The sequence below is a fragment of the Paenibacillus xanthanilyticus genome, assembly GCF_042682185.1.
Lineage (GTDB): Bacteria > Bacillota > Bacilli > Paenibacillales > Paenibacillaceae > Paenibacillus_Z > Paenibacillus_Z xanthanilyticus.
Map to the genome: position 1 here is coordinate 1,988,090 of NZ_JBHUHA010000001.1, position 25,715 is coordinate 2,013,804.

Genomic DNA, 25,715 nt, shown 5'->3' on the forward strand with positions numbered 1-25,715 from the left:
ATGCTCTTGCATGCCTTCTCATTCGGGTTCACTAGGCGATTTCGCAGCGGTACAAGCGAAAGCGATAGGCGTAAACATTATCCGCTTCTAGTAAATCATATTCCGCAGCGCGCACGGGCGTATCCTGCGTTTGCCCTTACCGTCCCGGAATGTGCTGCGGCCTATTCATATAGAAGCTAGTCCAACACGATGGCGTCCTCGTCCTCCAAATTCAACCCTGCAACGACCGCTCTCCCTAGCGGAGTGGCGCGAATGACCTTGCCGAACTGCGCATGTTCCCCGATTCTCAAGAGACCCAAGTGCAGCATCATCCCGACGATCCGCTGTTCGAACAGCGTCTCGGAACTGTCATAATAGAAAGGTCTAATGTAAGGAACCAGCGCATGCTTAAGCGAATCCGCCGTCACCCATTGTTCGGATAGCTTGTCGGTCCAATAAACCAGCGACCGTAAGTTCGGCATGGCATTCTTATATAAACGGAGCCAGAACCGGTACAGCTTGTCGGTTCCTTCCGGGGCACCCGATGTCTGGCGCTCGAGCCCTGCCGGCGTCAGCGTCAGCTCGCTCTCGCCTTCCGCGAGCCACCCGTTGTAATAACAATAATCATAGATGAGGGACATCCGGTTCGGATAATCTTTCATCCGGCGGCCGTAACCGAACCGCCATTCGCCCTTGCCCGGCAGCTGTTCCTTTATGCTGAGACGATCCATAATTTGCAGCACGCTTCTTTTATACATGGCGCCATCGGACGTAAGCTGGATTTCATTGTGATGAATAAAAGTCAGCAGCTCCTTCACGTCCTCGCCAATCAGTTGCTGCTCATCCCGGTAGGCTAACGGCTCTTCGTCCACGTAGGTGAGCTGAGAAGCGAATTTCCGCTCCATGGCGTCCTTGAATCTGCGCTTCAAATCATGGGGCACCTGAAATAAATAGCGGTTCGGCCCTGAAATCCCATTAAACAGCCAACCGTACTGTTTAAACCGCGAGATCGTCGCCCGCGGTCCGCTTTCCACCGGCGGGGCTGGCTTTGGCGTCTTCGTCCGCTTCGACGGCTTCTTAACCGCGGCAGCCTCAGGAAGCCGGGTCGGCTCGAGATAATCCGCCTTATCCGGTTCGGCCCCGAACCTGCTTTGTTCGGCGCGTGCCAAGAGCTCCTCCAGCGAGAACGTATCTCTCAGGTCGAAGAGCAGCGAATTCATGAACCGCAAATCTTCCAGCTGCATCGACTTGATTTGCGATTCGAATACATCCCGCCGGTTCACGGTTGATAATATGGACTGGATCAGCTCATTTTTGGAATGGCCATTGCATTCGCACTGGTACGTATTCGCGATCCGGCTGAGCTGTACGATATCGGCATAGCTGAGCATATCCGCCAAGTTCATGTCCAATCCTCCGATCTCTCGTTTCTTCGTTAACTAGTACCATTATGGGAAGATTCGGAACATTTAATAACCGTCCTATGAAAAAAACCTGCCTCGTTTCATACGAAACGAGGCAGGTTCAGATCACTCATATATTATAGAAGCAACAAGGCTGATTGGTTTGCGTTCACGGTCGTAAGAGCGGGAATGCAGCATTCAGCCGGAGCCTGCTGATTGGTTTCCGTTCTCAATCCAAAGATTGAGAATGGAGCATTCAGCCAGGGTAAAAAGCTACACACGCGTCAGGTCGTCCAGATGCAGCGTGCAATTGTGCAGCAGCGGCTTCCACCGCTCCGATTCACGCTCGAATATGCTTAGGGAGACATTGCCAATCGGCTTGTCTGCCAACTCCGCGCAAAGTCCTTTCAAGAGCTGTGCCAGCAAGCTGCCATGCGTTACAACCAGAATCCGGCGATCATCCAGTCCTTGTGCGACTAAATCCTCGACGAATGCCATCGCTCTGCCGCGCAGCACGTCGTCGGTTTCTTGGCCCCGATTCTGGGAGCGCCAGTCGGCTCCCCATCGCGTTAATCGCTCTTCCTCCGTCGTTCCCTCGATCTCGCCGAAATACCGCTCCCGCAATCTCGGGTCGCCCGGAAGTTGTACGATGCCCAGCGTCTGCGCAATAATGCGCGCCGTCTCGTCGGCGCGCGAGAGATCGCTGGCTACGATCGCGTCCCAACGCTCGCCGTCCCGACGGAGCCGCTGCGCCAACGCGCCTGCTTGCCGAACGCCTTCTTCGTTGAGTGGCGTATCCGTTTGTCCTTGAATTTTGCCGAGGGCGTTCCAATCGGTCTTCCCATGGCGGATTAATCCGATTCGCATCGCGATCTCCCCTTTCATGAAAAATCTCCAGCTCACGGGCTGGAGATTTCGGTCGATAACGGTCTGTAGTAGGCGTGTCACGCTCGATTAGTGTCTCGTGCGCGACAGCCAGTTCAAAATAAGCAACGCCATAATCATGCCCAGAATGGATAAGGCAATCCAATATTGCGGGAACGTCGGCACGACGTTCAGCACTAAAGGATCGCTGATGCTTGCCACCGGCAGATCCGCATAAAAATCGGCTGTAATCAGGCCGGTATTCTCGGCCGCGTTGGCCGTCTCGATCAGTCCTGTCAGCTTCGCCATCTCGACCGATGAAGCGTCTTGGTTGCCGATCAACATGTAGAACAAACCGCATATGAACATCGCCATGCAGCATGCAATCGCAGCAGCCGCGTTACGGCGGAATGATCTCGAGAATTGATAGCTCCGGCTGGGAACAGGCATATACCAGGATTCTTCCGCATAAATCCGCTCCATGACGCCCCGGTTGACATGGTCGACTTCGATCGGCCCGATCGCTTCGTCCATCTCCGACAGGCTGCGGATTAACTGCTCGCTTTCTTCCCATAGCCGAAATTCTTCCCGGCAGTCGTCGCAACGGACCAGATGTTGATCAACGGCCATGCGCTCCGGGTCATTCTCGGCAAGATCCCAATAGACGCCAAATGTCTCGCGTACCTCCAGGCATTTCATCGCATCTTCATCCCCTCGAATTCTTCCAGCACCGGCGATTCGCCGAAGTAGGGTTCAAGCTGCATCTTCACACTGTTGCGGGCTCGGAATAGCAGCGACTTGACGGAACTGACGGTCTGACCGAGTATGCTCGCGATCTCCTGATAATCCAGCTGGTCGTATTCTCTAAGTATAAGGGCAGATCGCTGTTTCTCAGGCAAATTGTTAATCGCTTCGCGAACCATCGACATCCGTTCGTTCTGCAAAAGCCGATGCTCGGGCACGCTGTCGGGCGGGGCGACCGGCATTACGTTCACTTCATCGAGCGACACGCTGCCGGATTTCTGCTTACGCAGCTCGCTTAGCACCGTATTGCGGGCGATCGTGTACAGCCAAGTCGAGAATGTAGCATCCGTCTCCCGAAAGGAATGCAAGCTTCGATATGCTTTATAGAACGTCTCGGAGCATAAATCCTCCGCCAACAGTTCCATCTTCGCGCTCTTCAGCATATGAAAGATGAAAGCAAGGATTTTACGCTGGTATCGCCTCATCAATTCCGAGTAAAGCTGAACGTTACCGTCTTTGATTTCGCGGATTAACTGGGAATCGGTCATTGCGGGCGACCCTCCTTGGACTCCGGAGTGTTCCCGGCCCGGTTATAACATTGTACCGAGCGGGTTCGAAAAAGTTGCGCGCCGTTCCAAACAAAAGCCTTCGAACTTCGCGCATTAATGGACAAGCTATATTGAATTCGAGAGAAAAAAACAAATTCCTGCTAGATTCGACAAAATCAAAACGCACCAGATTTTTACAATCAATATGTTTATTGTAGCACAGTCCCTCTTTCCCCGTGTCTTAAAATTTTTTTAGAAAAGATTTCCCCCTTGACTCGTTTCAAACAAAAAAAAGACCACCTCGAAAGGTGGCCCGCACAATGTGCGTTGGATTTGGATAGGAGTGGAGAGAAACCATACTGTACTTTTATTATATGTATCCGTTTTCATTTTGTCAATAAGCGTTTTCATTTTTTATAGATCATTTTTAAAAATGTACGGAGTGCCCGGTCTGGCTCAATTTCTCCACCGCTTGATCCAGATCGTCCTGCGTTCGGAAGGAAAGCCGCAGTACGCCCGGAACGTCTTCCCGGCTTTCGATAATTTGGAGGTTGCTCAAATTGATTCGCGCGTTGCCCAGCTCCGTCGCGATCTTGCCGATGATGCCGGGATGGTCCGGTACGTCCACGTAACACTCGTATAGGGAATGGATCATGCCCTTGCGCCGTTCTGGAAGCTGGCTGCGGAACGCGCCTGCTTGCTTGAACGCCTCCTGAATACCCTCCGCGTCCTTGCCCTCCAGCATCCGGATGAATTTATGCGTCTCCTTGTTCCAGCCTTGAAGCAGCTTAAGCAAGATTTCGCGGTTGCTGATCAAAATATCGCGCCAGACAATCGGGTCGCTCGAAGCGATCCGCGTAATATCGCGGAAGCCGCCAGCTGCCAGCACGCTATATAGCGGGTTCGTCTCGTTATAGCCCCTGATCTGATTGACGAGCGCGACCGCAATGATGTGAGGCAGGTGACTGATCGCGCCGACGATCTCATCATGCTCATCGGGGTTCACGTGCACGATATGTGCTTTCGTCGCTTTCAACAGATTGGACAGTCGGTCAACGGCTTCTGCCGGGGCGCCGGGCTCCGGTGTCAACACGTAGAAGGCATTCTCGAACAAATGCGAGGATGCCGCTTCGACGCCCGAACGTTCGGAACCCGCCATCGGATGGCCCCCGATGAACGTTGCGCCGCTAAAACGCAGCGCGGCCGCCGTACGCGCGACGGACGACTTCGTGCTCCCGACATCGGTGATAATGCAGCCGGACTTGAGCCGAAGCTCGCTGATCTCCCGCACGTATTGGTCGAGCACGCCTACGGGCACACACAAAAAGATAACGTCCGCCGATTCGGCCGCATCGCGAAGGGACGCCGCCATTTCATCGACGACGCCCCTCTCTACGTATTTGGCCGCGGACGATTCGCGCACGTCATAACCGACAACCGTCAAACCCGGCTTGCCTTTAAAGCAAAGCGCGAGCGAGCCGCCGATCAAGCCGACGCCGAATATCGCGATTCTCGTCATGATATTATCCGTGCACCGCCGCTTCTTGCAAGACCTGCTCCAATGCCGCGATGAACTTCTCGTTCTGCTCCCGGCTGCCTACTGTAATGCGAATGTAGGTCGGATAATGGCTCCAGCGTGCGCGGGAGATGATGCCCCGCTTCAAGAGTCCGTCGAATACTTGCGCGGAAGGCAGCTTGGCGTCGAACATGACGAAGTTGCCGTGCGGCTCGAAGTATGGCAGGCCAAGACGCTCAAACTCTCCGGTCAAGTAACGAAGCCCTTCCGCGTTGCGATCGCGGCAGCTCTCGACGAACGCTGTGTCGCGAACCGCCGCCAGCGCCGCCGCCTGTGCGAAGCGAGTCGTATTGAACGGTTCGCGCACTTGGTTCACAAGCCCGATCACGTCCGGATGGCCGACGCCGTAGCCGATCCGCAGCGAAGCCAGTCCGTAGATTTTGGAGAAGGTGCGCAGCAGGATAACGTTCTTGTACGTCTTCAGATAATCCAGGCTGTTCGGGAACGCGCCGTCGGTCACGTACTCGATGTAAGCCTCGTCCAGTACGACGATGACGTTGTCCGGAACCTGGCTCAAGAAAGCGTCCAGCTCGTCCTTTCCGACGATCGTGCCCGTCGGGTTGTTCGGATTGCAGATCCAGACGATCTTCGTGCGCTCGTTCACTTTCGCCAGCATGGCCGGAAGATCGTGCTTGCCGTCCTTCAGCGGCACCTCGACGCAGACCGCGCCTTCGATCTCCGCGTTGTGCTTATATTGAGGGAACGTCTCGTCCGCCATGATCGTTTCGTCGCCGGGCACGAAGAACGCTCTCGCCAGCATAAGAATGACCTCATCGGAGCCCGCTCCGAAAATGATTTGCTTGCGGTCGACGCTTAAGTATTCCGCGACGGCCTCCGTCAATGCCGTGCTAAAGCTGTCCGGGTAAATGCTCGCGTTGGCGACTTCCGCGACGATTGCCGCTTTCGCCGCCTCCGAGCAGCCGAATGGATTCTCGTTCGAAGCCAGCTTGATGACTTCCGTCAGGCCAAGCTCGCGTTTCACTTCTTCAAGCGGTTTGCCAGGCTGGTAGACAGGCAAATGTACAATACTGTTCTTGGGTTGCATCCCGCATTCACCTCATTATTAATGGCTAGTTAAAGTTAGACAACATTACCTGCATATTGTCTCACAACTTGAAGCGGTTTGAAAGCATCAATTTTAGCGCGCAAGCGCGTTAAAGCACATTCCTGCCCCGTCTATACAACAAGGCCCTCTCTCCAGAATCGGAGAAAGAGCCTTGACTTACACATGAAGCGGATTACGAACGCAATACGCTATGCTTTCAAACTCGCCACGAAATCGCGAATTTGCGCCAATCCTTCTTGCTTCGTATCGGCATTGTCCAAAAGCGGCAGAACCTCTTCGATCTTGCGCACGATCGCGCTGCCGACGATGACGCCGTCGGCTTGCTTCGAGAATCGCTCGACCTGCTCGCGGCTGGAGATGCCGAAGCCGACGCCGACCGGAAGCGTCGTCGCTTCCCGTACCGTCTGCAGGAACTGGTCGATGCCCTGATGGAAATCGGAGCGCACGCCGGTTACGCCGAGCGACGAGACGCAATAGACGAAGCCTTGCGCCTTCGCCGCAATCCGCTTCACTCGGTCGTTCGAGGTCGGCGCCACGAGCGGAATGAGGTGAATGCCCGCCCGTTCGGACATGGCGCGGACTTCTTCGTCCTCCTCGATCGGCAAATCCGGGATGATGAGCCCGCTGATGCCTTTGTCCACGACCAGTTTGAAGAATCGCTCCAGCCCGTATTGCAAGACCGGATTGAAGTACGTGAACAAAATGAACGGCATCTGGACGCCTTGTTCGCGTGCGTCGCTCGCCGCATGGATCACGTCCTCGATCGTTACGCGGTGCTTCAGCGCACGCTCGGAAGCGCGCTGAATGACGGGGCCGTCAGCCAGCGGATCGGAATAGGGCACGCCCAATTCCACCATATCCGCGCCCGCCTCCTCCAGCGCCTTTATAATCTCGATGGACGTCGCCACGTCGGGATCGCCGATCGTCAGGAATGGAATAAGCGCCGTCCCGCCTTCTTGGCGAAGTCGTTCGAATGCCGCGTCGATGCGGTTGGTCATGCTTCGTTCCCTCCCAGATAGCCCATAATCGCCTGCACGTCCTTATCGCCGCGACCGGAAAGGCTCACCACGATCGTCTTGTCGCTGCCGAGCGTCGGCGCCAGCTTCATTACCTGCGCGATGGCGTGTGCCGATTCCAGCGCCGGAATGATGCCCTCCGTACGGGAGAGCAGCTGCAGCGCCTCGAGCGCTTCGGCATCTGTGATCGGGAAGTATTCCGCGCGTGCCGTATCCTTCAAATACGCATGCTCCGGTCCGATTCCCGGGTAGTCGAGTCCGGCCGATATCGAGTGCGCCGGCTGAACTTGTCCGAAATCATCCTGCAGCACATAGCTGAGCGAGCCTTGGAATACGCCATGGCGCCCCTTGGTCATCGTCGCCGCATGCTCTTCCGTCTCCACGCCTCTGCCTGCTGCTTCCACACCGATCAGCCGCACCGATTCGTCATCCACGAACGGATAGAAGATGCCCATCGCGTTGCTGCCGCCGCCGACCGCCGCCACGACATAGTCAGGCAGACGGCCTTCTTCCTTCAAAATCTGCGCTCTGGCTTCGTCGCCGATAATGCGCTGGAAATCGCGCACGATCATCGGATACGGATGCGGACCCGTAACGGAACCGAGGATATAATAGGTATCCTCGACGTGGCTGACCCAGTAGCGAAGCGTCTCGTTGCACGCATCCTTAAGCGTGCGGGTACCGGAGAGCACCGGAACGACCTCGGCTCCGAGCAGCTTCATCCGGAATACATTGAGCTCTTGACGCTTCGTATCTTCCTCGCCCATGAACACTTTACATTCCAAGCCGAGCAGCGCCGCGACCGTCGCCGAAGCGACGCCGTGCTGACCCGCGCCGGTCTCGGCGATGATTTTCGTTTTGCCCATTCGTTTGGCGAGCACGCCTTGGCCGATCGTGTTGTTGATTTTGTGCGCGCCCGTATGGTTCAGGTCTTCGCGCTTCAAGAAGATCTTCGCTCCGCCCAAATGCTTGGAGAGCCGCTCGGCATAGTATAGCGACGTTGGACGCCCCGAATATTTGTGCAGCAAATAATTCACTTCCGCGATAAATTCCGGGTCCTTCGAGTAATGACGATAGGCTTCCTCCAGCTCCAACAACGCGTTCATCAGCGTCTCGGGCACGTAACGGCCGCCGAACTTCCCGAAGCGCCCGCTCTGGTCTGGTACTTGACTGATCATCGTGCTTTCACCCTTTCTACGAATGCTCGAATCTTCTCGATATCTTTCACGCCGTCCGTCTCCACACCGCTCGAGACGTCTACGCCGTCCACTTCGTAATTACCCAGCAGCTCGGCCGCATTGTCTGGATGCAGGCCGCCGGCCACATACAGCGGCACGTTAATCTCCTTGGCCGCCGCCGCATAGCGCGGAATGGCATCCCAGCCAAACGTCTGTCCCGTGCCGCCGCCGGCCGTGTCGATAAGCGCCGCGTCGATCGTACCCTCGAATGCAAGCAGCCTCTCGTGCCCTGTGCCGGCCGCATCGTCGCCATGGACGGAGAACACCTTCCATACTTCTTTGCCCAGCTCGCCTCTGACGGCCGAACATAACGCCGGATCTTCGTCGCCGTGAAGCTGTACCACATCGAGCGGTGCAACGGCCAAGAGCTCCCGCAGCCCCTCAAGCGCGGCGCCGACGAACACGCCGACCGTCTTGGGTGCTTCGCCCTGCGGCGTCTTAAGCTGCTTGACTTCGGCGATCAGCTCGGCCGCCGCCTCCGGTTCGACCTGCCTGCGGCTCTTGGCGAATACGAAGCCGATCTCGTCGACTTCAAGTCCGTCCATCGCCCGGATCGTGGCCGCGTCCCGAAGCCCGCAGATTTTCACCCTTGCCCTGCCTCTGTTCCTATCGTTCACGATTTCACCAGCGGGCCGAGCAGATCCTTGACGGCTTGACCGACTTCCGGCTGGCGCATGAAATGCTCGCCGATCAGGACGCCCTTGGCCCCGACTTCGGTCAGATACGCGATGTCGTCCACCGACGAAATCGCGCTCTCGCTGATGACGGATGCGCCTGGGGGAACCAGCCCGATGAGCCGCTCCGTCGTCGCAAGGTCGGTCGCGAAGGTATGCAGGTCCCGGTTGTTGATGCCGATCAGCGTTGCTTTGCCAAGCGACAGCACATCCTCCATCTCCTCGCGGTTATGGACTTCGACGAGCACGTCCAACCCGATCGACTTGGCGATATCATGCAATTCCGCCAGCTCGGCCGGCTTCAGGATCGCGGCGATCAGCAGCACGGCATCCGCGCCGATGACGCGCGCTTCATAGACTTGACGGTAATCGATCGTGAAATCCTTGCGCAGCAGCGGTACGTGCACCGCTTCGCGAATCGCGCTAAGATAGGCGTTGCTGCCTTGAAAATACTGCTCGTCGGTCAAAACCGAAATGCAATCCGCTCCAGCCGCCTCATACGTCCGAGCCAGCTCCACCGGGTGAAAATCGGGGCGGATCAGCCCTTTGGAAGGCGAAGCCTTCTTCACTTCCGCGATCAGTCCCATGGTCCGGTTGCGTCCCGTCGTGACGGCCCGCTCGAACCCCTTGCATGCGGGCAAGCCCGCTATCGTACGCTCATATTCCGCGAGCGAGAACGTCTCTGCCAGCGAGGCGACTTCCTGCCTCTTCGTTGCTACGATGCGATCAAGAAACATGCGCCACTTCTCCCGTCGTTTCAATCAATTGATAAAGCTTCTGCTGCGCTTTGCCGGAATCGATGATCAAAGCCGCCGCTTCCACGCCTTCCCGAAGCGTGTTGGCCTGCCCGCCAACGTAGATGCAGGCGCCGGCGTTCGCCAAGACGATGTCCCGGTAAGCGCCCTGCTCCTCTCCGCCGAAAATCCGGCGGATGATAGCCGCGTTCTCGGCCGCGTCGCCGCCGATCACTTCCGACAGCGGCCGGCGCGTAAGTCCGAGCTCCTCCGGCGTAATGTCGAACGTGCGGACCGAGCCGCCCGCAAGCTCCGAAATTTGGGTCGAATCCGAAATGCTGATTTCGTCCAAACCGTCATGGCTGCTCACGACCATCGCCCGCCGAAGACCGAGCTCGCCGAGCACGCCCGCGACGGTCTCCGTGCGCGAACGGTCGTACAGTCCGAGCAGCTGGCGATCCGCGCCAGCCGGATTCGTGAGCGGACCGAGCATATTGAAAATGGTGCGGATGCCGAGCTCGCGCCGCGGGCCGGCCGCATGCTTCATGGACGGATGATACAGCTGCGCGAACATGAAACAAATGCCGATCGCCTCCAGGCAGCGCGCCGCCTGCTCGGCCGTCAGGTTAATGTTGACGCCGAGCGCTTCCAGCACGTCGGCGCTGCCCGCCTTGCCCGACATGGCGCGGTTGCCGTGCTTGGCTACGCGTACCCCCGCCGCGGAAGCGATCATCGCCGATGCGGTGGAAATATTGAATTTGTGAATGCCCGAGCCGCCCGTGCCGCACGTATCGAGCAGTCCTTCCTGCTCCGTCTGCACCCGGCTGGACAATGCCCGCATCGTCTCCGCGAACCCCGTAATCTCGTCCTTCGTCTCGCCTTTCATGCGGAGGGCGGTGATGACCGAACCGATTTGCGCGCCGGTCGCTTCGCCGCGCATGATGATACTCATGACTTCCCTGGCTTCTTCCCGGGTCAAATGAGCGCCGCTCGTCAATTGGGCCAGCGCCCGCTGCATCGTCATCGTCTCGTTAGTCATCGTACCCCTCACCCTCTCGCGTTCGCGAAATAATCGCTATTGATCATGCTTGCCGTCCGCTTCTGCGCCGGAAACACCGCTTCCGCCGCGCGAATCGCTTTCAGCATCGCCATGCCCTTATTCACCGTCTCCTGGTACTCGCTCTCCGGCACCGAATCCCATACGATACCGGCCCCCGCTTGCACGTACGCTTTGCCGTTCTTGAAAATAATCGTGCGAATCGTAATGCAGGTGTCCATGGTGCCGCCGAATCCGAGATAGCCGATCGCGCCGCCATAAGCGCCGCGCGCTTCGTTCTCCAGCTCCGCGATGATTTCCATCGCCCTGAGCTTAGGCGCGCCGGAGACGGTGCCCGCCGGCAGGCAGGACAGGAACGCGTCGAAGAAATCTTTGTCCTCCCGCAGCTTGCCGGAGACGTTCGAGACGATATGCATGACATGCGAGTACCGCTCGATCTCCATATACGAATCGCAGCGCACCGTGCCGAACTCGGATACGCGGCCGATATCATTGCGTCCCAGATCGACCAGCATCAGATGCTCCGCGCGCTCCTTCTCGTCGGCGAGCAGCTCTTTCTCGAGCGCCACATCCTGCTCCGGCGTCTTGCCGCGCGGCCTCGTGCCTGCGATCGGTCTCGTCTCGACCCGTTCGCCATTCACCTTCACGAGCGCTTCCGGCGACGTGCCGACGATGACCTCTTCGCCCATTTTCAAATAATACATGTAAGGCGAAGGATTCATCGTGCGCAGCACGCGATATACGTGAAGCGGATCGACGTCGGTGTCCACGCTGAACCGTTGGGAAAGCACGACTTGGAAAATATCGCCGGAACGGATATATTCCTTCGCTTGGTCGACATTCGCGATAAACTGTTCCTTCGTTACGTTGGAGTCGATGACGCCGAGCTCCGGATCGAGCGGCACGGCGCCGCTAGGCATGAGCAGCGTCGGCTGCGGCTGCTGAATCCGCTCCAGCGTCGCGTTAATCCGCGCCACCGCCTCGTTATAAGCCGCTTCGATCGCGCTGTCCGTCGCCGCCTCGGGAATGTGCACATTGCCGATCACCTGAATTTGCTGCTTGAAATGATCGAACACGATCACTTGGTCGCAGAACATGAACTGGATGTCGTTCATATTCAAGTCGTCAATGCGATGCGCGGGGAGCTTCTCGTAATACTGCAGCAGATCGTAGCCGAAAAATCCGATCGCCCCGCCCGTGAACGGCGGAAGCTCTGGAATCGACGGGCTTCGGTACGCGCGAAGATGCGCCTTCAACAGCTCGATCGGGTTGTCGCGCAGCACCGTTGTCTCGCCTTTGCGCTCGATGACGATTTCCCCCTGCTTGCCGTGAATCATCATGAACGGATCCGTGCCGATGAAGGAGTGACGCGCCCATTTGACGCCTCCCTCCACGCTTTCCAGCAGGAACGCGTGGCTCTCCCGGTAGAAATGCTGAAACACGCGGATCGGCGTCTCGGTATCCGCCATCACATGACGGACGATCGGAATCAAATTATAGGTCCCGGCCAACCGGATGATCTGCTGCAGCTCATGATTCATGCGAATCGCTCCTCTTCTAATGAAAAATAAAAAACTCCTGCCGCAGCAGGAGTTGTGAAAGTCAAAAGATAGAAAATGAGTGCTGACAGATAACGCGAAGCAGCGCTTATCCCCAATGCGTAAGTACGTCCATACAGACGTAAAATACCCATGGTTAAACGGATTCGGTACCTCTCGCGCATAACGCACGCTCTTCTCAGCTCTGGCTCTGCTCATCTCTACTGCATCTGACAATCTCTAAACTGCTCTCGGCTCTACTCTAGCGTCTTGCGCACATCAACAATTCTGACCTCACTATACACCAGCGCCGCTTCCCGCGTCAACCGTATTTGGCCTTATATTCCCAGTTTCGTTTGACCGGTATCCTCAGCTCTTGGTTAAGTCAGGCCGCAGCACCTGGGCGCCGCCCAAATAGACGTGTTCGATCTCGCGCTGGGACTTCTCGGTGTTCACGTGCACGAGCAGCCGGATGCATTTCTCCAGACTGCCCTTGACCGGCACCTCGAGCGCGCACATGAGCGGGACCAGTTCCCAGCCTTCCATGACACGAATGGCGCGGGCCGGGAAGGTAGCGTCCAAATCGCCCGTTACGGTTACCAGCACGCTGCAAATATCATCCGGTACGATGCCGTTCGCCCTGACGATCTCATGAAGCAGCTTCGTCGTCGCTTGCAAAATCGGTGCTTCTTCGTTCACTTCCACGGTGATGGCACCGCGTACGCCGCGTACACTCATTCGTTATTCCTCCCGCTTTAACTCTTCGACTATTTCCCGCACTAAAGCGGATGAGACGGTTTTGTTGATCTCGACTTGGCCGATCGCCACCGGGACGATGAACACCATCGTGCCCTCCAGGAACTTCTTGTCGTGCATCATTGCTTCCATGATCGCATCCGTGTCCAGATGTTCCGGGAGCTTGGTTGGCAGACCGACCCGGCGAAGCACGTGCTTTGTCAATGAATAGACCTCTTCTGGCGCGCCCAATCGAACCGCCAACCGAGCGGAGCCGACCATGCCGATCGAGATCGCTTCGCCGTGGAGCAGCTCGCCGTAACCCGCCACGGCCTCGAGCGCATGTCCGATTGTGTGGCCCAGATTCAAAATCGCGCGCAGATCGTTCTCGCGTTCGTCCTGCGACACGACGGCCGCCTTCACGCTGCAGCCTTTGTACAACGCGTAGCCTAGCGCATCCGGATCGAGCGCAAGCAAGCGGTCCGCATTCTCGTCGCACCAAGTGACGAACTCGGCATCCCAGATCAAGCCGTGCTTCACAACCTCGGACAAGCCGGCCGAGACGTCGCGCGGCGGCAGCGTCTGCAGTGTGTTCAAGTCATAAAGAACGAGCTCCGGCTGATGGAACGCGCCGATAATGTTCTTTGCCAGCGGATGATTGACCGCCACCTTGCCGCCTACGCTGCTGTCGTGCGCGAGAATCGTCGTCGGCACTTGCACGAATTTGATGCCACGCATGTAGGCTGCCGCCACGTACCCTGCCAAGTCTCCGACGACCCCGCCGCCCAGCGCCACGATCGTTGACTTGCGATCCAGCCCTGCCTTCAGCGCCTGTCCGACCAAATCCTCAAACACGCTCAGCGATTTCGATCCTTCTCCGGACGGCACGATCGCGGTCGCGATCGAATAACCCGCTTCCTTCAAGACGGACTGCAGCTGCGGCAGATGATGCCTCGCCACCGCCTCGTCGGAAATGATCATAACCGGCGATTTGACGCTAATGCCATGCTGCACGAACAGCTTGCCTGCTTCCGCGAGAATGCCTTCTCCGATATAAATCGGGTACGACCGCTCTCCCAGCTCAACCGTTAACTCGCGTTTCTCCCCCATTAGTAAGCCCTCACCCGTTCCAAGTAGTTATTGTAGTTCGCCCGAATTTCTTCCATCGAGTCGCCGCCGAATTTCTCCAGGAAGGCCTTGGCGACTTCCCAGGCGACGACGTTCTCCATCACGACGCTCGCGGCCGGCACCGCGCAGGCATCCGCCCGCTCGATCTGCGCTGTGAACGGCTCCTTCGTATCGATATCGACGCTGCGCAGCGGCTTATATAACGTCGGGATCGGCTTCATGACGCCTCGCACGACGATACGCTCGCCCGTCGTCATCCCGCCCTCGAAGCCGCCCATCCGATTCGTCGCCCGATGGAAACCGCGACGATCGTCGTACATGATTTCGTCATGCACCTGGGAGCCCTGCAGCATGCCGGCCTCGAAGCCGATTCCGATCTCGCAGCCCTTGAACGCGTTGATCGAGACGACCGCCTGCGCGATCCGGCCATCCAGCTTCCGGTCCCAATGGACATGGCTGCCGAGCCCTACCGGCACGCCTTCGATGATGCATTCGACGATGCCGCCAAGCGAATCGCCGTCCGCCTTGACGCTGTCGATATACGCTTCCATCCGCGCTTCGGTCTCCTTGTCGACGACGCGGACCGATGACGCCTCTGTTAACGGGATAAGCTCATCCAGGGGCAAGCTGTTCGGCGGAGCCGCGATATCGCCGATACGGATGACCTGGCCGCCGACTTTCATCCCGAACGCCGCCAGCAGCTGGCGCGCGATGGCGCCGCAGGCGACCCGCGCCGCGGTCTCCCTCGCGCTTGACCGCTCCAGCACGTTGCGCAGGTCGCGTTGATCGTACTTGAGCCCGCCGTTGAGGTCGGCGTGTCCCGGACGCGGCCGGCGAATGCGCCGCTTCTCCTCTTCGGTATGCTCGTTCGTGTGGATGTTCATGATTTTCGTCCAATGCGTCCAATCCTTGTTCTCTACGACGATCGCGATCGGCGCGCCAGTCGTCCGCCCATGGCGAACGCCCCCGACGATGGAGGCCGAATCCTGCTCGATCTGCATCCGGCGTCCCCGCCCGTATCCTTTCTGGCGCCGAACCATCTGCACGTTCAGCTCATCGAAATCAATGCTCATATTGCTCGGCATTCCTTCGATAATGGCCGTTAACTGCGGACCGTGGGTCTCGCCCGCCGTTAAGTAACGTAACCCCATGCGGCAGTCCCCTTTCAAACGAAAACGGCTGACAACGCGGCGGACCGAGCGGAGCGGAGCGATGCCGCCATCCGTCCCTTCCCGCTGCCCGCTTGTCCAGCCGTATCGGTTCATTTCCTAAATATTCTGCAAAAACATCTTTGCTCATTATAGTACAGCCTTCGCTTGTTGACAAGGAATTACAACGCTGCCTCTCCGGTGACTTGCATAGCAAAAAAAAGCCGTCCGGACTAACCGTTGCCGGTTAAGCCCAAACGACTTTCGCTCTCCGTCCGGCGTTACCCGTTCACGGAATGTTTGCTTTGCCGTAATTGCGGATCCACGGTCAAATACGGATCGTTCACGAGCCGTGAAATCTGCCCGATATCGATGCCCAGTATTTGCGCGCATTCCTGCACGTTAATCATGCCGCGCCGGTAAGCCGCAATTACTTTACGCTTGTCCATACATACCCTCCAGCCTAGATTCACTCGGATATCTGTAGTATTGGAGAAGATGGAATTGGCTATACATGTCTTTACACTTTTCGGTAGAAGAACGTCTCGGCCGGGTCGAAATTGTACTGCGCGGGATTGAAAATCTGCTCGGTGCTCCCAACGAACAACAATCCACCCGGTTTGAGCGCTTTCGAGAACTTGAGATAAAGCAGCTGTTTCGCCTCTTCGGTAAAGTAAATCATGACGTTGCGGCACACGATCAAATCGAAGCCGCTGTCGAACGTATCGTGCAGCAGATTGCCTTGCTTGAACGTAATAATTCGCTTCAGCTTCGCGTTCACTTCAAAGGTATCCGCGTCCTTCTTCACCAAATACTGCGAGACGTAAGCGGGCGGCACATCCCGGATGGATCGATCCTGATACTGGCCCTGCATGGCCTTCTGCAGCACCTGATTGTCGAGATCGGTGGCTAGGATGGAAGCGCGGTCGGACAGTCCCAGCTTGTCGATGATCATCGACAGCGTGTACGGCTCCTCCCCGGTCGAGCAGGCCGCGCTCCAAATCTTTAGCTTGCCCGCGGACTTCGCCATCTCCGGCAAAAACCGCTTCTCCAGCGCTTCCCAACGGCTCGGATTCCGCCAAAATTCGGAGACATTGATCGTCATCCGGTCGAGAAACTCGTCCATCAGCTTCTTGTCTTTGGCGAGCGCATCCCAGTACGCGGTAAAGGTACTGAAGCCGTGCTTTTGCCGGAGCGTCGTCAGACGGCGTTTCATTTGCGCTTCTTTGTACTGCGACAGGTCGATTGCGGTTTTTTCCTTGATCCGTTTGACGAACTGCAAGAAATCCTGATCCTCCATCTGCGGGTCCTCCTGCTGCTGTTCACAAGTATTTTAGATCCAACGCTGCATCAAATGCTCGTAATCCACTAGCTCTTCCGGTCTAAAATAAATGCCGATTTCGCGTTCGGCGCTCTCCTTGGAGTCGGAGCCATGGATCAGGTTGAAATTCGTATGTACCGCGTAGTCCGATCGAATCGTCCCGGGATAGGCTTCCAGCGCGTCGGTCTTGCCGATCATGGCACGGGTAAGCGCGATTACATTATCCCCTTCCCATACCATGGCGAATACAGGCCCTGACGTAATGAAATCGACAAGCGGCGGGTAGAAGGGCTTGCCAACATGTTCCGCGTAATGCTTCTCCGCCAATTCAGGCGTCAAGCGCATGAATTTTGCCGCGGCCAGCTTTAATCCTTTACGCTCGAATCTCGATACAATCTCACCGATCAGTCCCCGTTGGACACCGTCCGGCTTCACCATCAGAAATGTTCTCTCCATCTACGGTTCTCCTCCCGACAAACACGAAGCTAATAATTTCGCTTTGCGACGAAATGAGCGATATCCGTTAAATTCTTCTTAGCTGTAATCGCCGGAAGCCCTTCCAAGGCTTGAATGGCTTTGGAAATGTAGCGGCTTACCATTTGTTCGGCTACCTTGATGCCTTCGCTCTTACGTATTAATTTCAACGCCGCGCGGGTATCCCCTGCTCCGCCCTCGGCATGAATGTGATGAATTTCTGTCAGTAATGCGTCTTTTACGTTCGGATCCTTCAGGGCAAGCAGCACTGGAAGCGTAATGTTGCCTTGTCGGATATCCGATCCCGGCGGTTTGCCGATTTGCTTCTCCGTACCGAGCAGATCAAGCAAGTCGTCGCCAATTTGAAACGCCATACCGACATTATACCCGAAACGGTACAATCGATTATACGTCGCCGCGTCCGCGCCGGCCGCGACCGCTCCGAGCTGACAGCTGATGGCGAGCAAGAGCGCCGTCTTCCTTCGAATCCGCAGCAAATAGTTCCGAATGGTCTGCTCCGTGTTGAAAAAATCGCGTATTTGCTCCATCTCGCCGATGCACATTTGAACCATGGCTTTGGCCAATATTTGATGGATAAGCGGATTGGGCAGCTCCGTAACGATCGTGAGCGCCTTACCATGAATATAATCGCCGGTGTACATCGCGATCCGGTTGTCCCATTTGGCCTTGACCGTTAACTGTCCCCGGCGCGTAGCGGCATCGTCGATGACGTCGTCGTGCACGAGCGACGCCATATGAATGAGCTCCAGCGGAACCGCGATCCGCTCGAGCGTGGCCAGATCGTACTGGCCGAATTTGCCGGATAGCAGCACAAACACGGGGCGAATCCGCTTGCCGCCTGCCTTCAACAGATGCGTGGAGGTTTCCGTTAGCAGCGCATGATCCGACGACACGCTGTGTGCCAGCCGTTCTTCGATGACCTCGAGGTCACCTTTCATTTTGGCGTAAATATCGAGTAATCTCATTCATTCACCTGCAGCGCGGAATGTGCTTCGAAAAAGTTCATCTGGACGCGGTTCTCCAGCAAACCTAACCGATGGGCGTATTCGAAGTATAGAGCAAGGCCCGCTTGTTCATCGGGACCGAAATCATGATGCAATTCCCGGAAATAGCGCGACCAATATTCGGCAGTGCCGCCAAGCTCCCGGCAAGCCTTATCGACGAGCGCTTCGGGATGCAGCAGGCTCTCGCGCTTGCTATCGGTCATCGCCTTCCATACCGCGGCAACCTCGGCCGGCGCCGCCTCCGCCACTTCCTTGCGAACGGCGACGAGCGCGAACGTCATCCCATACCCGGTCCAATTACGCCACAGCTCACCCAAATCCAAGACGGTTAACCCGCAGCAATCCCACGACGACTGAATGGCGGGGTCGCCGATCAAGAGCGCTGCGTCCGCATGCTCCAGCATTGCGCCAAGGTTCGGCTCGGTCGTAACGTATACCGGCGAAGCTTCGTAATAAAGGCCCATGATGATTTTGAGCAGATTGATCGAAGTTGCGGAGGTATTGGTGACGGCGATTGTTCCGCCCTTCAACACGTCTTCGAGCGGCGCTTTCAGGAAGAGCAGAATCGAATTGACCCGGCCCCGGGCGCTGACGGATAGATCGGGAAGAAGCAGGTAATCGTCCGCATGCTGTGCATAGGCAAAAGCGGCCATTGCCGTCAAATCAAGCTCGCCCTCGCGCATCGCTTGATTGAGCAGCGACGGTACGCGCTTGACGATCGTGAAACGGTCTTGCGGCAAAGTCACGTCCGTAAAATGGAAAAGCGGCCATGCGTTCGCGTAATCAATCCGTCCGATGGTGATCGGGCGTTGCAGCCCCATATGAATCATCTCCCCATCTTCTGTACAAATCATGTTCGATATGAATGCCATCCAGCACTTTGCCGACTAAGAAGTCGACCATGTCTGCGAGCGACTGCGGTCCGAAATAGAACGCCGGCATAGCTGGCACGATCTTCACGCCTAGTCGGGCGAGCGTCAGCATGTTCTCCAGATGGATCGCGTGAAGCGGCGTCTCCCTCGGAACGAGCAGCAGCGTACGCCCTTCCTTGAGCATCACGTCCGCCGCGCGGGTCATCAGGTCGTCCGAGATGCCATGCGCAACTGATGCTAGTGTGCCCATGGAGCAAGGCATGATGATCATGCCTTGAATGAAGAAGGAGCCACTGGCAATCGAGGCTCCGATGTCTGCGTTAGGATAATACGTTAACCGGCCGCTCTCCAGCATGCCCGGAAAACGGTTGTCCAGCTCGTCCAACCGTTTGGAGGCGTTCCAGCCCAGTTCCTCCTTGAGGACTCTCCAGCCGGCATCCGTCACGACAAGATGGACGTCGATATCGCTTGCCAGCAGCACTTCCGTTAACCTGACGCCATAGATCGAGCCGCTTGCACCCGTAATGCCGACCGCCCATCTCGTCCGCTTCGTCTTTACCATTGGTGCAGCACCACCAGGTCGAAGAGCGTCGCCGCAAGCACGACCGTGCTGAGCGCGCCGTTCATCGTGAAGAACGCGGTCTGCACGCGGCTGATGTCGTTCGGCTTGACGATCCAATGCTCATAGAACAAGAACGCCGCCGCCGCGATCGTCCCGATTAGATAAATCCAGCTCAGATTCGTCGTCCAGAACAACAGCAGCAAGCAAACCGCCGTGATGATGTGGAACAGTCTGGCGAGCGTCAGCGCGCCCTTCAACCCGAAGCGAGCCGGAATCGAATGGACCCGGTTGCTGCGATCGAAGTCGAAATCTTGGCAGGCATAAATTATATCAAAGCCGGCAAGCCAGAATACGTTGGCAATATACAGCAGCCAAGCCGCCGTGCCGAATTCACCGGTCACCGCTACCCATGCGCCCAACGGGGCAAGGCCGATCGTAAGACCGAGCACGACGTGGCATAACCACGTAAACCGTTTCGTGAACGAGTAAAAAACAAGGAAAAACACAGCGATCGGCGAAAGCACGATACAAATCGGGTCAAGCTGCGATGCGGCAATGAAGAGCAGAATGAAGGAAGCCGCTATGAATACAATCACTTCGCTTACACGCAGCAGACCTGCCGGAATGGCCCGCATCGCCGTGCGCGGATTTCGCTTGTCGATCGCCCGGTCGATGACCCGGTTCAGCCCCATTGCGGCGCTGCGGGCCCCAATCATGGCCAGCAAAATCCAACCGATCTCGCTCCACTCCGGAAGCCGCTTCTCGACGACAACCGCGCCAAGGAGCGCTCCCATGAACGCGAACGGAAGCGCGAAGATCGTATGCTCGATTTTGATCATTTCCAAGAAAACGCCGATTTTGCCCAGCTTGCCGAATCTCATTCCCGCTCCGCCTCCTTCGTGCCGATATGGAGCGCGGCGATTCCGCCCGTTAGCGGGTACACGTTCACGTCCCGAAGGCCGATTTCACGGTAAATCTCTGCTAGACGGTGCATATCGGGATACGCTTTGAGCGAGTCGGGCAGCCATTTGTACTGGTCGTAGCTCTTGGCGAAGAGCTTGCCTAAGGTTGGCAAAATCCGTTCGAAATAAAAGTAATAAATCGATTTGAACGGCTGCCACGTCGGCTTGGACAATTCCAGGCAAACCACTTTTCCGCCGGGCTTCACGACTCGCTGCATTTCTTTCAGCACCTGGACCAAGTCCGGCACGTTGCGTAAGCCGAACCCGATCGTCGCGTAATCGAAGCGGTTGTCCTCGAACGGCAGCGCCATGGCATTGCCGTGATGCAGCGTCACTTGTTTGTTGAGCCCCAACTCGTTGACCTTCGTCTGACCGACGGCCAGCATGTTCTGACTAAAATCAAGTCCTTCGATATGCCCCTGCCCGCTGGCCTGCGCCATCGCGATGGTCCAATCGCAGGTGCCGCAGCAGAGATCGACCGCCGTATCGCCCGGCTTCATGTTCATCTTCTTCATCGTAAACTTCCGCCATGCCTTGTGTCTGCGGAAGCTAAGCAAGTCATTCATTAAATCGTATTTGGGCGCGATCTTCTCAAACACGGAATGGACATGCTGCTCTTTCGGTTTCGACTGCATCCTGTTCTCACCTTCTCTCGCCCAATACCGAAGCTGCGGGCGCAGGCGGCAGCAGAAACGCTTCCCCGATCCCCGCAAGCTCGCTAGCAAGCATGCCGGAATCAAGGCCCTCCGCTGTCCGTTGAATGCGTTGGGCGGACTGTGTCAGCTTCTCATGCAACAAATTAACAATGTCGTGCTTTTCGATAATCGACCGGATAAATGCCGAATCGGGTTCGCTCATCTCCATAAGCCGGCTTCTTTCTTCGCCGCTTCCCGCTTCGAGCGCGTGCCAATACCCCCAGCTTTCCGTGAAAAGCTCGGGTTGTCCGCAGCGGCTCAGCTCGGATACGGCGACTTCGCATCGCCCGACTTCGAGCAGCAGCTCGGTCCATAAACCGGCGCTCTTGTCGTCAAGGATGCCCGTAAAAACGGCAAACAACTCGGTTGCGATCCCAATGCGTTCGCGCCAATATTGTTCAGCCGTCAACTTCCGCTGCTTCATCCGCATATAGAAGTTCATCTTCAACCGGTTCACTTCGCAGACGCCCTCGCTGAGCAGCCGAATCATGTGAACTTGCCCCGCCTGGGCCAACAAATGGAAAAACCGGCTGCTGTAATAATCCCCGGCCAACACCTTCAGCTGGCGCGATCTCATCTCAGGCTCGGTACGCGGTCCGGATTCGTTGTCGATCCGATCATGAATGTCCATGCCGAGCTGAACGAGCGATGTGACCAAGGCATACAGCTCGCTGTTCGGGTTCGGCGCGCTCGGATTCGCCAGAAAAGCGAAAAGCAGCCTTGTCCGTGAATCGGGATAGAAAGGCAGCTCCGTATGAGACTGAATCATATCGTAATCCACGTATTTCCGGGCGATATCAGCAATTGTGTAAGCGTTCATCGGTCAAGCCTCCGGGCACAGCAGCGAAAACTCATGCTGTTGATAATCTAAATTATTATAGCACCTCGTTGTTGATTCCGCCATAGAACCGCGCCCTCGTCTCTGCGGCCTGGTATACCTTGCCTTCTAACGCACGAACGACATGCGCAATCGCTCCCGCCATACCGAATCCAAGTCCGGCCGCGCGCCTCCGATTTCGGTTAACTTGCTAGCCAGCCAATCATCTGTCCGGCGAATATCGGCTGCCGCTTGCATCGAGGTCCGACGCCCTCCGCCTATATCGGCCTTCACGAATCGGACGAGCAGCCGGTGGACGTTGCTCGTCTGGACATAGGCCAGTTCGGTCAGCTGCTGCAGATCATGCATCCACAGATCGACTCGTCCCGGCACGCCGTCCACCGCCAAGTCTACGGACAAAACCCCTTCCTTCCAATCCGCCTTCCGGATCGGCAGCTTCAATTGCTGGGCGATCATGGAATCGACTAAATTCCGGGTCTCCAGCTTATGGATCGGCGATGTGCGAAATACCGCAATGCCCTCTTGGGAGTTATTCATTCTGCGCTCTGCGATCGGCAGAAGCGTCAGCAACGCCGTTACGGCGAGCGCCGCCCCCGCAGCGCCGAACAGCCTTTTCCACACGGTCATGTTCATCCCGATTCCGCCTTCCTTGTACATGCGTCGTTATTCTATTGTACAAAGAAAAAAAGCAGGCTATGCCTGCTTGGACGCTCGTGAATAAATGGATTGTCGTTCAAACGCCTCAGTCCGAAGATTGGTTACTCGTCGGTTTCGACCGTGCCGTGCCGCGTAATGACGCTTGCCTTGCCGCGGATTTTGATTGCGGACGTATGATCGGTGAATTGGGCGATTAATACTTCGCCTTTATCCAGTTTCTCCGTGTGGTGAAACTTCGTATCTTGGCCCCGCGTCAGTCCAATCACTTGAACGCCCTGCGCCTTCGCCTTGATGACGATGTACTCGCTGTTCTCGCTCATCTCATCTAACCCTCTTCCTGGCTCGTATTCGAAAAAACTGCCGCCCGTTCGGCCGAGGAACCGGGCAGCAGTCATGGCGTCTTTCTTGGTCGGGTGTACCGGATTTGAACTGGCGACCTCTACCACCCCAAGGTAGCGCTCTACCAAGCTGAGCTAACACCCGAGATGCGGCTCTCGAACGGAATCGTTCGACCGTTGCTTCTGGAACCGCAAAAGTAGTCTACTGGATTTATTCCCCAAAGTCAATAGAACCCGGGAGCGTTTTCATTAAAAAACGCCCGGGGCAAATGCCCGGACGTTAGCGGCTAAAACCGCGGTGCTATTCTTGGGATACCAGATCCTTCAGCGATTTACCGGCTTTGAAGGAAGGGATTTTGCTTGCCGGGATGTCGATCTCTTCACCCGTTTGCGGATTGCGTCCTTTACGAGCCTCGCGGCTCTTCACTTCAAAGTTACCAAAGCCAACCAGTTGTACTTTGTCGCCGCTTTGCAGCGCATCGGAGATCGCATCAAACACAGCATCCACTGCTTTCGAAGCGTCTTTCTTGGAAAGGTCGGTTAGTTCTGCTACTTTCGCGATAAGTTCCGTTTTGTTCATATCTTTCACCTCCCCTTACAGCAGTTGCAAACTCGCTTATTATCATTCTGTTTATCACAAAACGGCGAAAAATATACCTGACATGCGGATATATCGTGCATTTCGCAAATCACAACCTAGTGAAACGCCGGTCGCCGCGGTAGATTATGTACGTCGCGCTGCCGTTCCTCGTTGAAGCACGAACAAACTTATAGTAATACAGGGCCTTTAGAATTTCAAGAGGCTGGGCAAGGTTAATTTCGCGAAATGCACGCTTGGCATGCAAAAGACGCGCCCGCCGGGGCGCGTCTCTTCGAATTGCGACGTTACAGAATGATGGCAATCAACCCGCCCGAGCCTTCGTTAATGATCCGCCCGAGCGTCTCCTGCAGCTTATAGCGCGCGTTGTCCGGCATCATGGCGATTTTGCCTTGGATGCCTTCGCGCACGATCGAGTGCAAGGAACGGCCGAACATATCGGAATCCCACACCTTGATCGGATCGTTCTCGAAATCTTGCATCAGGTAGCGCACAAGCTCCTCGCTCTGCTTCTCCGTGCCGATAATCGGCGCGAATTCCGACTCCACGTCCACGCGGATCATATGGATAGACGGCGCGGTCGCTTTCAGTCTGACGCCGAAGCGCGAGCCTTGGCGGATCAATTCCGGCTCATCCAGCTGCATCTCGGCCAGCGTAGGCGCCGCGATGCCGTAGCCCGTCGTCTTGACCATTTCGAGCGCTTCTTGGAATCGGTCGTATTCGCGCTTGGCGTGAGAGAACTCCTGCATCAGCTGGAGGAGGTGATCCTTGCCGCGAATCTCGACGCCGACGACTTCCATCAAGATTTGATCATACAGTTCGTCCGGCGCGTAGAGATCGATCTCGGCGACGCCCTGCCCCATGTTCATGCCGCTCAGACCCGCGCGGTCGATGAAATCATATTCGACGAACTGGCTGACGACGCGATCAACGTCGCGCAGACGGCGAATATCCTTCACCGTATCGCGGACGGAATTTTCGTAGTTGCTGCGAAGCCAGTGATTATCGTTGAGCACCATGACCCAGCTCGGCAAATTAACGTTGACTTCGTGAACCGGGAACTCGTAAAGCACCTCGCGGAGCACCGCCGTCACGTCTTCCTCGCCCATTTGCGCCACGCTGAGCGTCAGCACAGGGATATCATATTTCGCTTGCAGCTCGCTGCGCAATTGAAGCGCTTCTTCGCTGCGCGGCTTCGTGGAGTTCACGATGACCACGAACGGCTTGCCGACTTCCTTCAGCTCGTTGATGACGCGCTCTTCGGCTTCGACATAGGAGCTGCGCGGGATTTCGGCGATCGAGCCGTCGGTCGTGACGACGATGCCAAGCGTCGAATGCTCTTGAATAACTTTGCGCGTGCCGATCTCGGCTGCTTCTTGGAACGGGATCGGCTCCTCGAACCATGGCGTCGTAATCATCCGCGGCCCGTTCTCATCCTCGTAGCCTTTCGCGCCTTCCACGGCGTAGCCTACGCAGTCGACGAGGCGGACGTTGACATCCAGACCTTCCGCCACGCGAAGCTGCACCGCCTGATTCGGCACGAATTTGGGCTCGGTCGTCATGATCGTTTTGCCTGCGGCGCTTTGCGGGAGCTCGTCGATTGCCCGGACCCGATCGGCTTCGCTCGTGATGTTCGGCAGCACAACCGTCTCCATGAACCGTTTGATGAAGGTTGATTTGCCCGTGCGGACCGCGCCGACGACGCCGAGGTAAATATCCCCGCCGGTTCGTTCGGCAATGTCCTTGAAAATGTCCACTTTCTCCACTGATATCCCCTCCCAATCGTATTTCGCCAGTACATGGACGTACCGTTACTGCCGCGTTTCCTCCTGCTGTGTAGTCGTCAGGGTTCGCCGCCATCCGCCGGTCGGAGCAGGCAAGCGACGCAACTCGTACATGAATTTGGACTAGTAATAGCTTATTAG

The 25,715-nt window shown here is 56.7% G+C and carries 28 protein-coding genes and 1 tRNA gene; all 29 read right to left on the bottom strand.

What is annotated here, in order from left to right:
- Positions 1-176: 176 nt before the first annotated feature.
- A complete protein-coding gene (locus ACFSKT_RS08250) occupies positions 177-1,385 on the bottom strand; it encodes a hypothetical protein (RefSeq protein ID WP_377722279.1) in 1,209 nt (402 codons plus the stop codon).
- 270 nt (positions 1,386-1,655) lie between these two features.
- Positions 1,656-2,249 (bottom strand): histidine phosphatase family protein, encoded by a 594-nt coding sequence (locus ACFSKT_RS08255; protein ID WP_377722861.1) that lies wholly within the window; start codon positions 2,247-2,249, stop codon positions 1,656-1,658.
- An 87-nt stretch (positions 2,250-2,336) separates the two neighbouring features.
- Positions 2,337-2,945: an anti-sigma factor family protein gene (locus tag ACFSKT_RS08260; protein WP_377722280.1), complete on the bottom strand. Its 609-nt coding sequence runs from the start codon at positions 2,943-2,945 to the stop codon at positions 2,337-2,339.
- Positions 2,942-3,538: an RNA polymerase sigma factor gene (locus tag ACFSKT_RS08265; protein ID WP_377722281.1), complete on the bottom strand. Its 597-nt coding sequence runs from the start codon at positions 3,536-3,538 to the stop codon at positions 2,942-2,944. Before ACFSKT_RS08265 ends, ACFSKT_RS08260 begins: the two co-directional genes overlap by 4 nt.
- Before the next feature lie 427 nt (positions 3,539-3,965).
- Complete coding sequence (locus ACFSKT_RS08270; protein ID WP_377722282.1) at positions 3,966-5,057, bottom strand: prephenate dehydrogenase; 1,092 nt, start codon at positions 5,055-5,057, stop codon at positions 3,966-3,968.
- A 4-nt stretch (positions 5,058-5,061) separates the two neighbouring features.
- A complete protein-coding gene (gene hisC / locus ACFSKT_RS08275; protein WP_377722283.1) occupies positions 5,062-6,159 on the bottom strand; it encodes a histidinol-phosphate transaminase in 1,098 nt (365 codons plus the stop codon).
- A gap of 209 nt (positions 6,160-6,368) precedes the next feature.
- Positions 6,369-7,178: a tryptophan synthase subunit alpha gene (gene trpA / locus ACFSKT_RS08280; protein WP_377722284.1), complete on the bottom strand. Its 810-nt coding sequence runs from the start codon at positions 7,176-7,178 to the stop codon at positions 6,369-6,371.
- On the bottom strand, positions 7,175-8,374 hold the full coding sequence (gene trpB, locus ACFSKT_RS08285) for a tryptophan synthase subunit beta (RefSeq protein WP_377722285.1): 1,200 nt from the start codon (positions 8,372-8,374) through the stop codon (positions 7,175-7,177). Before trpB ends, trpA begins: the two co-directional genes overlap by 4 nt.
- Positions 8,371-9,021, bottom strand: coding sequence for a phosphoribosylanthranilate isomerase (locus ACFSKT_RS08290; RefSeq protein WP_377722286.1), 651 nt, complete (start codon positions 9,019-9,021; stop codon positions 8,371-8,373). The genes trpB and ACFSKT_RS08290 overlap by 4 nt, the downstream gene beginning before the upstream one ends.
- A 26-nt stretch (positions 9,022-9,047) precedes the next feature.
- Positions 9,048-9,845 carry an indole-3-glycerol phosphate synthase TrpC gene (gene trpC, locus ACFSKT_RS08295; RefSeq protein ID WP_377722287.1) on the bottom strand — a complete coding sequence of 266 codons (798 nt, stop codon included), beginning with the start codon at positions 9,843-9,845 and terminating at the stop codon, positions 9,048-9,050.
- Positions 9,835-10,881: an anthranilate phosphoribosyltransferase gene (gene trpD / locus ACFSKT_RS08300; RefSeq protein WP_377722288.1), complete on the bottom strand. Its 1,047-nt coding sequence runs from the start codon at positions 10,879-10,881 to the stop codon at positions 9,835-9,837. The genes trpC and trpD overlap by 11 nt, the downstream gene beginning before the upstream one ends.
- Before the next feature lie 8 nt (positions 10,882-10,889).
- Entirely contained in the window at positions 10,890-12,440 is a 1,551-nt protein-coding gene (gene trpE / locus ACFSKT_RS08305) for an anthranilate synthase component I (RefSeq protein ID WP_377722289.1), read from the bottom strand.
- A gap of 366 nt (positions 12,441-12,806) precedes the next feature.
- The gene (gene aroH, locus ACFSKT_RS08310) at positions 12,807-13,175 is read right to left on the bottom strand and encodes a chorismate mutase (protein WP_377722290.1); all 369 of its coding nucleotides are present in this window, start codon (positions 13,173-13,175) and stop codon (positions 12,807-12,809) included.
- 3 nt (positions 13,176-13,178) lie between these two features.
- Complete coding sequence (gene aroB, locus ACFSKT_RS08315; RefSeq protein ID WP_377722291.1) at positions 13,179-14,282, bottom strand: 3-dehydroquinate synthase; 1,104 nt, start codon at positions 14,280-14,282, stop codon at positions 13,179-13,181.
- Positions 14,282-15,451 carry a chorismate synthase gene (gene aroC, locus ACFSKT_RS08320; RefSeq protein WP_377722292.1) on the bottom strand — a complete coding sequence of 390 codons (1,170 nt, stop codon included), beginning with the start codon at positions 15,449-15,451 and terminating at the stop codon, positions 14,282-14,284. The genes aroB and aroC overlap by 1 nt, the downstream gene beginning before the upstream one ends.
- A gap of 278 nt (positions 15,452-15,729) precedes the next feature.
- Positions 15,730-15,897, bottom strand: coding sequence for a hypothetical protein (locus ACFSKT_RS08325; protein WP_377722293.1), 168 nt, complete (start codon positions 15,895-15,897; stop codon positions 15,730-15,732).
- A 71-nt stretch (positions 15,898-15,968) separates the two neighbouring features.
- On the bottom strand, positions 15,969-16,748 hold the full coding sequence (locus ACFSKT_RS08330; protein WP_377722294.1) for a CheR family methyltransferase: 780 nt from the start codon (positions 16,746-16,748) through the stop codon (positions 15,969-15,971).
- 33 nt (positions 16,749-16,781) lie between these two features.
- A complete protein-coding gene (ndk, locus tag ACFSKT_RS08335; RefSeq protein ID WP_148928254.1) occupies positions 16,782-17,225 on the bottom strand; it encodes a nucleoside-diphosphate kinase in 444 nt (147 codons plus the stop codon).
- A gap of 29 nt (positions 17,226-17,254) precedes the next feature.
- A complete protein-coding gene (locus tag ACFSKT_RS08340; protein WP_377722295.1) occupies positions 17,255-18,229 on the bottom strand; it encodes a polyprenyl synthetase family protein in 975 nt (324 codons plus the stop codon).
- Positions 18,226-19,089, bottom strand: a complete 864-nt coding sequence (locus ACFSKT_RS08345) for a menaquinone biosynthetic enzyme MqnA/MqnD family protein (RefSeq protein ID WP_377722296.1) — start codon at positions 19,087-19,089, stop codon at positions 18,226-18,228. The genes ACFSKT_RS08340 and ACFSKT_RS08345 overlap by 4 nt, the downstream gene beginning before the upstream one ends.
- A complete protein-coding gene (locus tag ACFSKT_RS08350; protein ID WP_377722297.1) occupies positions 19,052-19,702 on the bottom strand; it encodes a UbiX family flavin prenyltransferase in 651 nt (216 codons plus the stop codon). The genes ACFSKT_RS08345 and ACFSKT_RS08350 overlap by 38 nt, the downstream gene beginning before the upstream one ends.
- Positions 19,696-20,583, bottom strand: a complete 888-nt coding sequence (locus ACFSKT_RS08355; protein ID WP_377722298.1) for a UbiA-like polyprenyltransferase — start codon at positions 20,581-20,583, stop codon at positions 19,696-19,698. Before ACFSKT_RS08355 ends, ACFSKT_RS08350 begins: the two co-directional genes overlap by 7 nt.
- Complete coding sequence (locus ACFSKT_RS08360) at positions 20,580-21,299, bottom strand: demethylmenaquinone methyltransferase (RefSeq protein ID WP_377722299.1); 720 nt, start codon at positions 21,297-21,299, stop codon at positions 20,580-20,582. Before ACFSKT_RS08360 ends, ACFSKT_RS08355 begins: the two co-directional genes overlap by 4 nt.
- 7 nt (positions 21,300-21,306) lie before the next feature.
- Positions 21,307-22,179: a heptaprenyl diphosphate synthase component 1 gene (locus ACFSKT_RS08365; protein ID WP_377722300.1), complete on the bottom strand. Its 873-nt coding sequence runs from the start codon at positions 22,177-22,179 to the stop codon at positions 21,307-21,309.
- A 126-nt stretch (positions 22,180-22,305) separates the two neighbouring features.
- Entirely contained in the window at positions 22,306-22,830 is a 525-nt protein-coding gene (locus tag ACFSKT_RS08370) for a hypothetical protein (protein ID WP_377722301.1), read from the bottom strand.
- A 125-nt stretch (positions 22,831-22,955) separates the two neighbouring features.
- Positions 22,956-23,174, bottom strand: a complete 219-nt coding sequence (gene mtrB, locus ACFSKT_RS08375) for a trp RNA-binding attenuation protein MtrB (protein ID WP_187434054.1) — start codon at positions 23,172-23,174, stop codon at positions 22,956-22,958.
- An 86-nt stretch (positions 23,175-23,260) separates the two neighbouring features.
- Positions 23,261-23,337: transfer RNA gene (locus ACFSKT_RS08380), tRNA-Pro, on the bottom strand.
- Positions 23,338-23,493: 156 nt separating this feature from the next.
- The gene (locus ACFSKT_RS08385) at positions 23,494-23,772 is read right to left on the bottom strand and encodes an HU family DNA-binding protein (protein ID WP_148928263.1); all 279 of its coding nucleotides are present in this window, start codon (positions 23,770-23,772) and stop codon (positions 23,494-23,496) included.
- Positions 23,773-24,077: 305 nt separating this feature from the next.
- Complete coding sequence (spoIVA, locus tag ACFSKT_RS08390; RefSeq protein ID WP_377722302.1) at positions 24,078-25,556, bottom strand: stage IV sporulation protein A; 1,479 nt, start codon at positions 25,554-25,556, stop codon at positions 24,078-24,080.
- Between the last annotated feature and the right edge of the window lie 159 nt (positions 25,557-25,715).

What these genes read in the sequence shown, in the direction of transcription:
- ACFSKT_RS08255 (WP_377722861.1), bottom strand. Translation starts at nt 2,249, where the DNA reads ATGCGAATCGGATTAATCCGCCATGGGAAGACCGATTGGAACGCCCTC.
- ACFSKT_RS08350 (WP_377722297.1), bottom strand. Translation starts at nt 19,702, where the DNA reads ATGGTAAAGACGAAGCGGACGAGATGGGCGGTCGGCATTACGGGTGCA.
- ACFSKT_RS08385 (WP_148928263.1), bottom strand. Translation starts at nt 23,772, where the DNA reads ATGAACAAAACGGAACTTATCGCGAAAGTAGCAGAACTAACCGACCTT.
- trpE (WP_377722289.1), bottom strand. Translation starts at nt 12,440, where the DNA reads ATGAATCATGAGCTGCAGCAGATCATCCGGTTGGCCGGGACCTATAAT.
- trpA (WP_377722284.1), bottom strand. Translation starts at nt 7,178, where the DNA reads ATGACCAACCGCATCGACGCGGCATTCGAACGACTTCGCCAAGAAGGC.
- trpB (WP_377722285.1), bottom strand. Translation starts at nt 8,374, where the DNA reads ATGATCAGTCAAGTACCAGACCAGAGCGGGCGCTTCGGGAAGTTCGGC.
- ACFSKT_RS08360 (WP_377722299.1), bottom strand. Translation starts at nt 21,299, where the DNA reads ATGCAGTCGAAACCGAAAGAGCAGCATGTCCATTCCGTGTTTGAGAAG.
- ACFSKT_RS08345 (WP_377722296.1), bottom strand. Translation starts at nt 19,089, where the DNA reads ATGGGGCTGCAACGCCCGATCACCATCGGACGGATTGATTACGCGAAC.
- ACFSKT_RS08370 (WP_377722301.1), bottom strand. Translation starts at nt 22,830, where the DNA reads ATGAACATGACCGTGTGGAAAAGGCTGTTCGGCGCTGCGGGGGCGGCG.
- ACFSKT_RS08330 (WP_377722294.1), bottom strand. Translation starts at nt 16,748, where the DNA reads ATGGAGGATCAGGATTTCTTGCAGTTCGTCAAACGGATCAAGGAAAAA.
- aroH (WP_377722290.1), bottom strand. Translation starts at nt 13,175, where the DNA reads ATGAGTGTACGCGGCGTACGCGGTGCCATCACCGTGGAAGTGAACGAA.
- aroC (WP_377722292.1), bottom strand. Translation starts at nt 15,451, where the DNA reads ATGGGGTTACGTTACTTAACGGCGGGCGAGACCCACGGTCCGCAGTTA.
- ndk (WP_148928254.1), bottom strand. Translation starts at nt 17,225, where the DNA reads ATGGAGAGAACATTTCTGATGGTGAAGCCGGACGGTGTCCAACGGGGA.
- trpC (WP_377722287.1), bottom strand. Translation starts at nt 9,845, where the DNA reads ATGTTTCTTGATCGCATCGTAGCAACGAAGAGGCAGGAAGTCGCCTCG.
- mtrB (WP_187434054.1), bottom strand. Translation starts at nt 23,174, where the DNA reads ATGAGCGAGAACAGCGAGTACATCGTCATCAAGGCGAAGGCGCAGGGC.
- trpD (WP_377722288.1), bottom strand. Translation starts at nt 10,881, where the DNA reads ATGACTAACGAGACGATGACGATGCAGCGGGCGCTGGCCCAATTGACG.
- ACFSKT_RS08270 (WP_377722282.1), bottom strand. Translation starts at nt 5,057, where the DNA reads ATGACGAGAATCGCGATATTCGGCGTCGGCTTGATCGGCGGCTCGCTC.
- ACFSKT_RS08325 (WP_377722293.1), bottom strand. Translation starts at nt 15,897, where the DNA reads ATGGACAAGCGTAAAGTAATTGCGGCTTACCGGCGCGGCATGATTAAC.
- ACFSKT_RS08365 (WP_377722300.1), bottom strand. Translation starts at nt 22,179, where the DNA reads ATGAACGCTTACACAATTGCTGATATCGCCCGGAAATACGTGGATTAC.
- ACFSKT_RS08250 (WP_377722279.1), bottom strand. Translation starts at nt 1,385, where the DNA reads ATGAACTTGGCGGATATGCTCAGCTATGCCGATATCGTACAGCTCAGC.
- ACFSKT_RS08355 (WP_377722298.1), bottom strand. Translation starts at nt 20,583, where the DNA reads ATGAGATTCGGCAAGCTGGGCAAAATCGGCGTTTTCTTGGAAATGATC.
- aroB (WP_377722291.1), bottom strand. Translation starts at nt 14,282, where the DNA reads ATGGGGGAGAAACGCGAGTTAACGGTTGAGCTGGGAGAGCGGTCGTAC.
- ACFSKT_RS08265 (WP_377722281.1), bottom strand. Translation starts at nt 3,538, where the DNA reads ATGACCGATTCCCAGTTAATCCGCGAAATCAAAGACGGTAACGTTCAG.
- ACFSKT_RS08340 (WP_377722295.1), bottom strand. Translation starts at nt 18,229, where the DNA reads ATGAGATTACTCGATATTTACGCCAAAATGAAAGGTGACCTCGAGGTC.
- hisC (WP_377722283.1), bottom strand. Translation starts at nt 6,159, where the DNA reads ATGCAACCCAAGAACAGTATTGTACATTTGCCTGTCTACCAGCCTGGC.
- ACFSKT_RS08260 (WP_377722280.1), bottom strand. Translation starts at nt 2,945, where the DNA reads ATGAAATGCCTGGAGGTACGCGAGACATTTGGCGTCTATTGGGATCTT.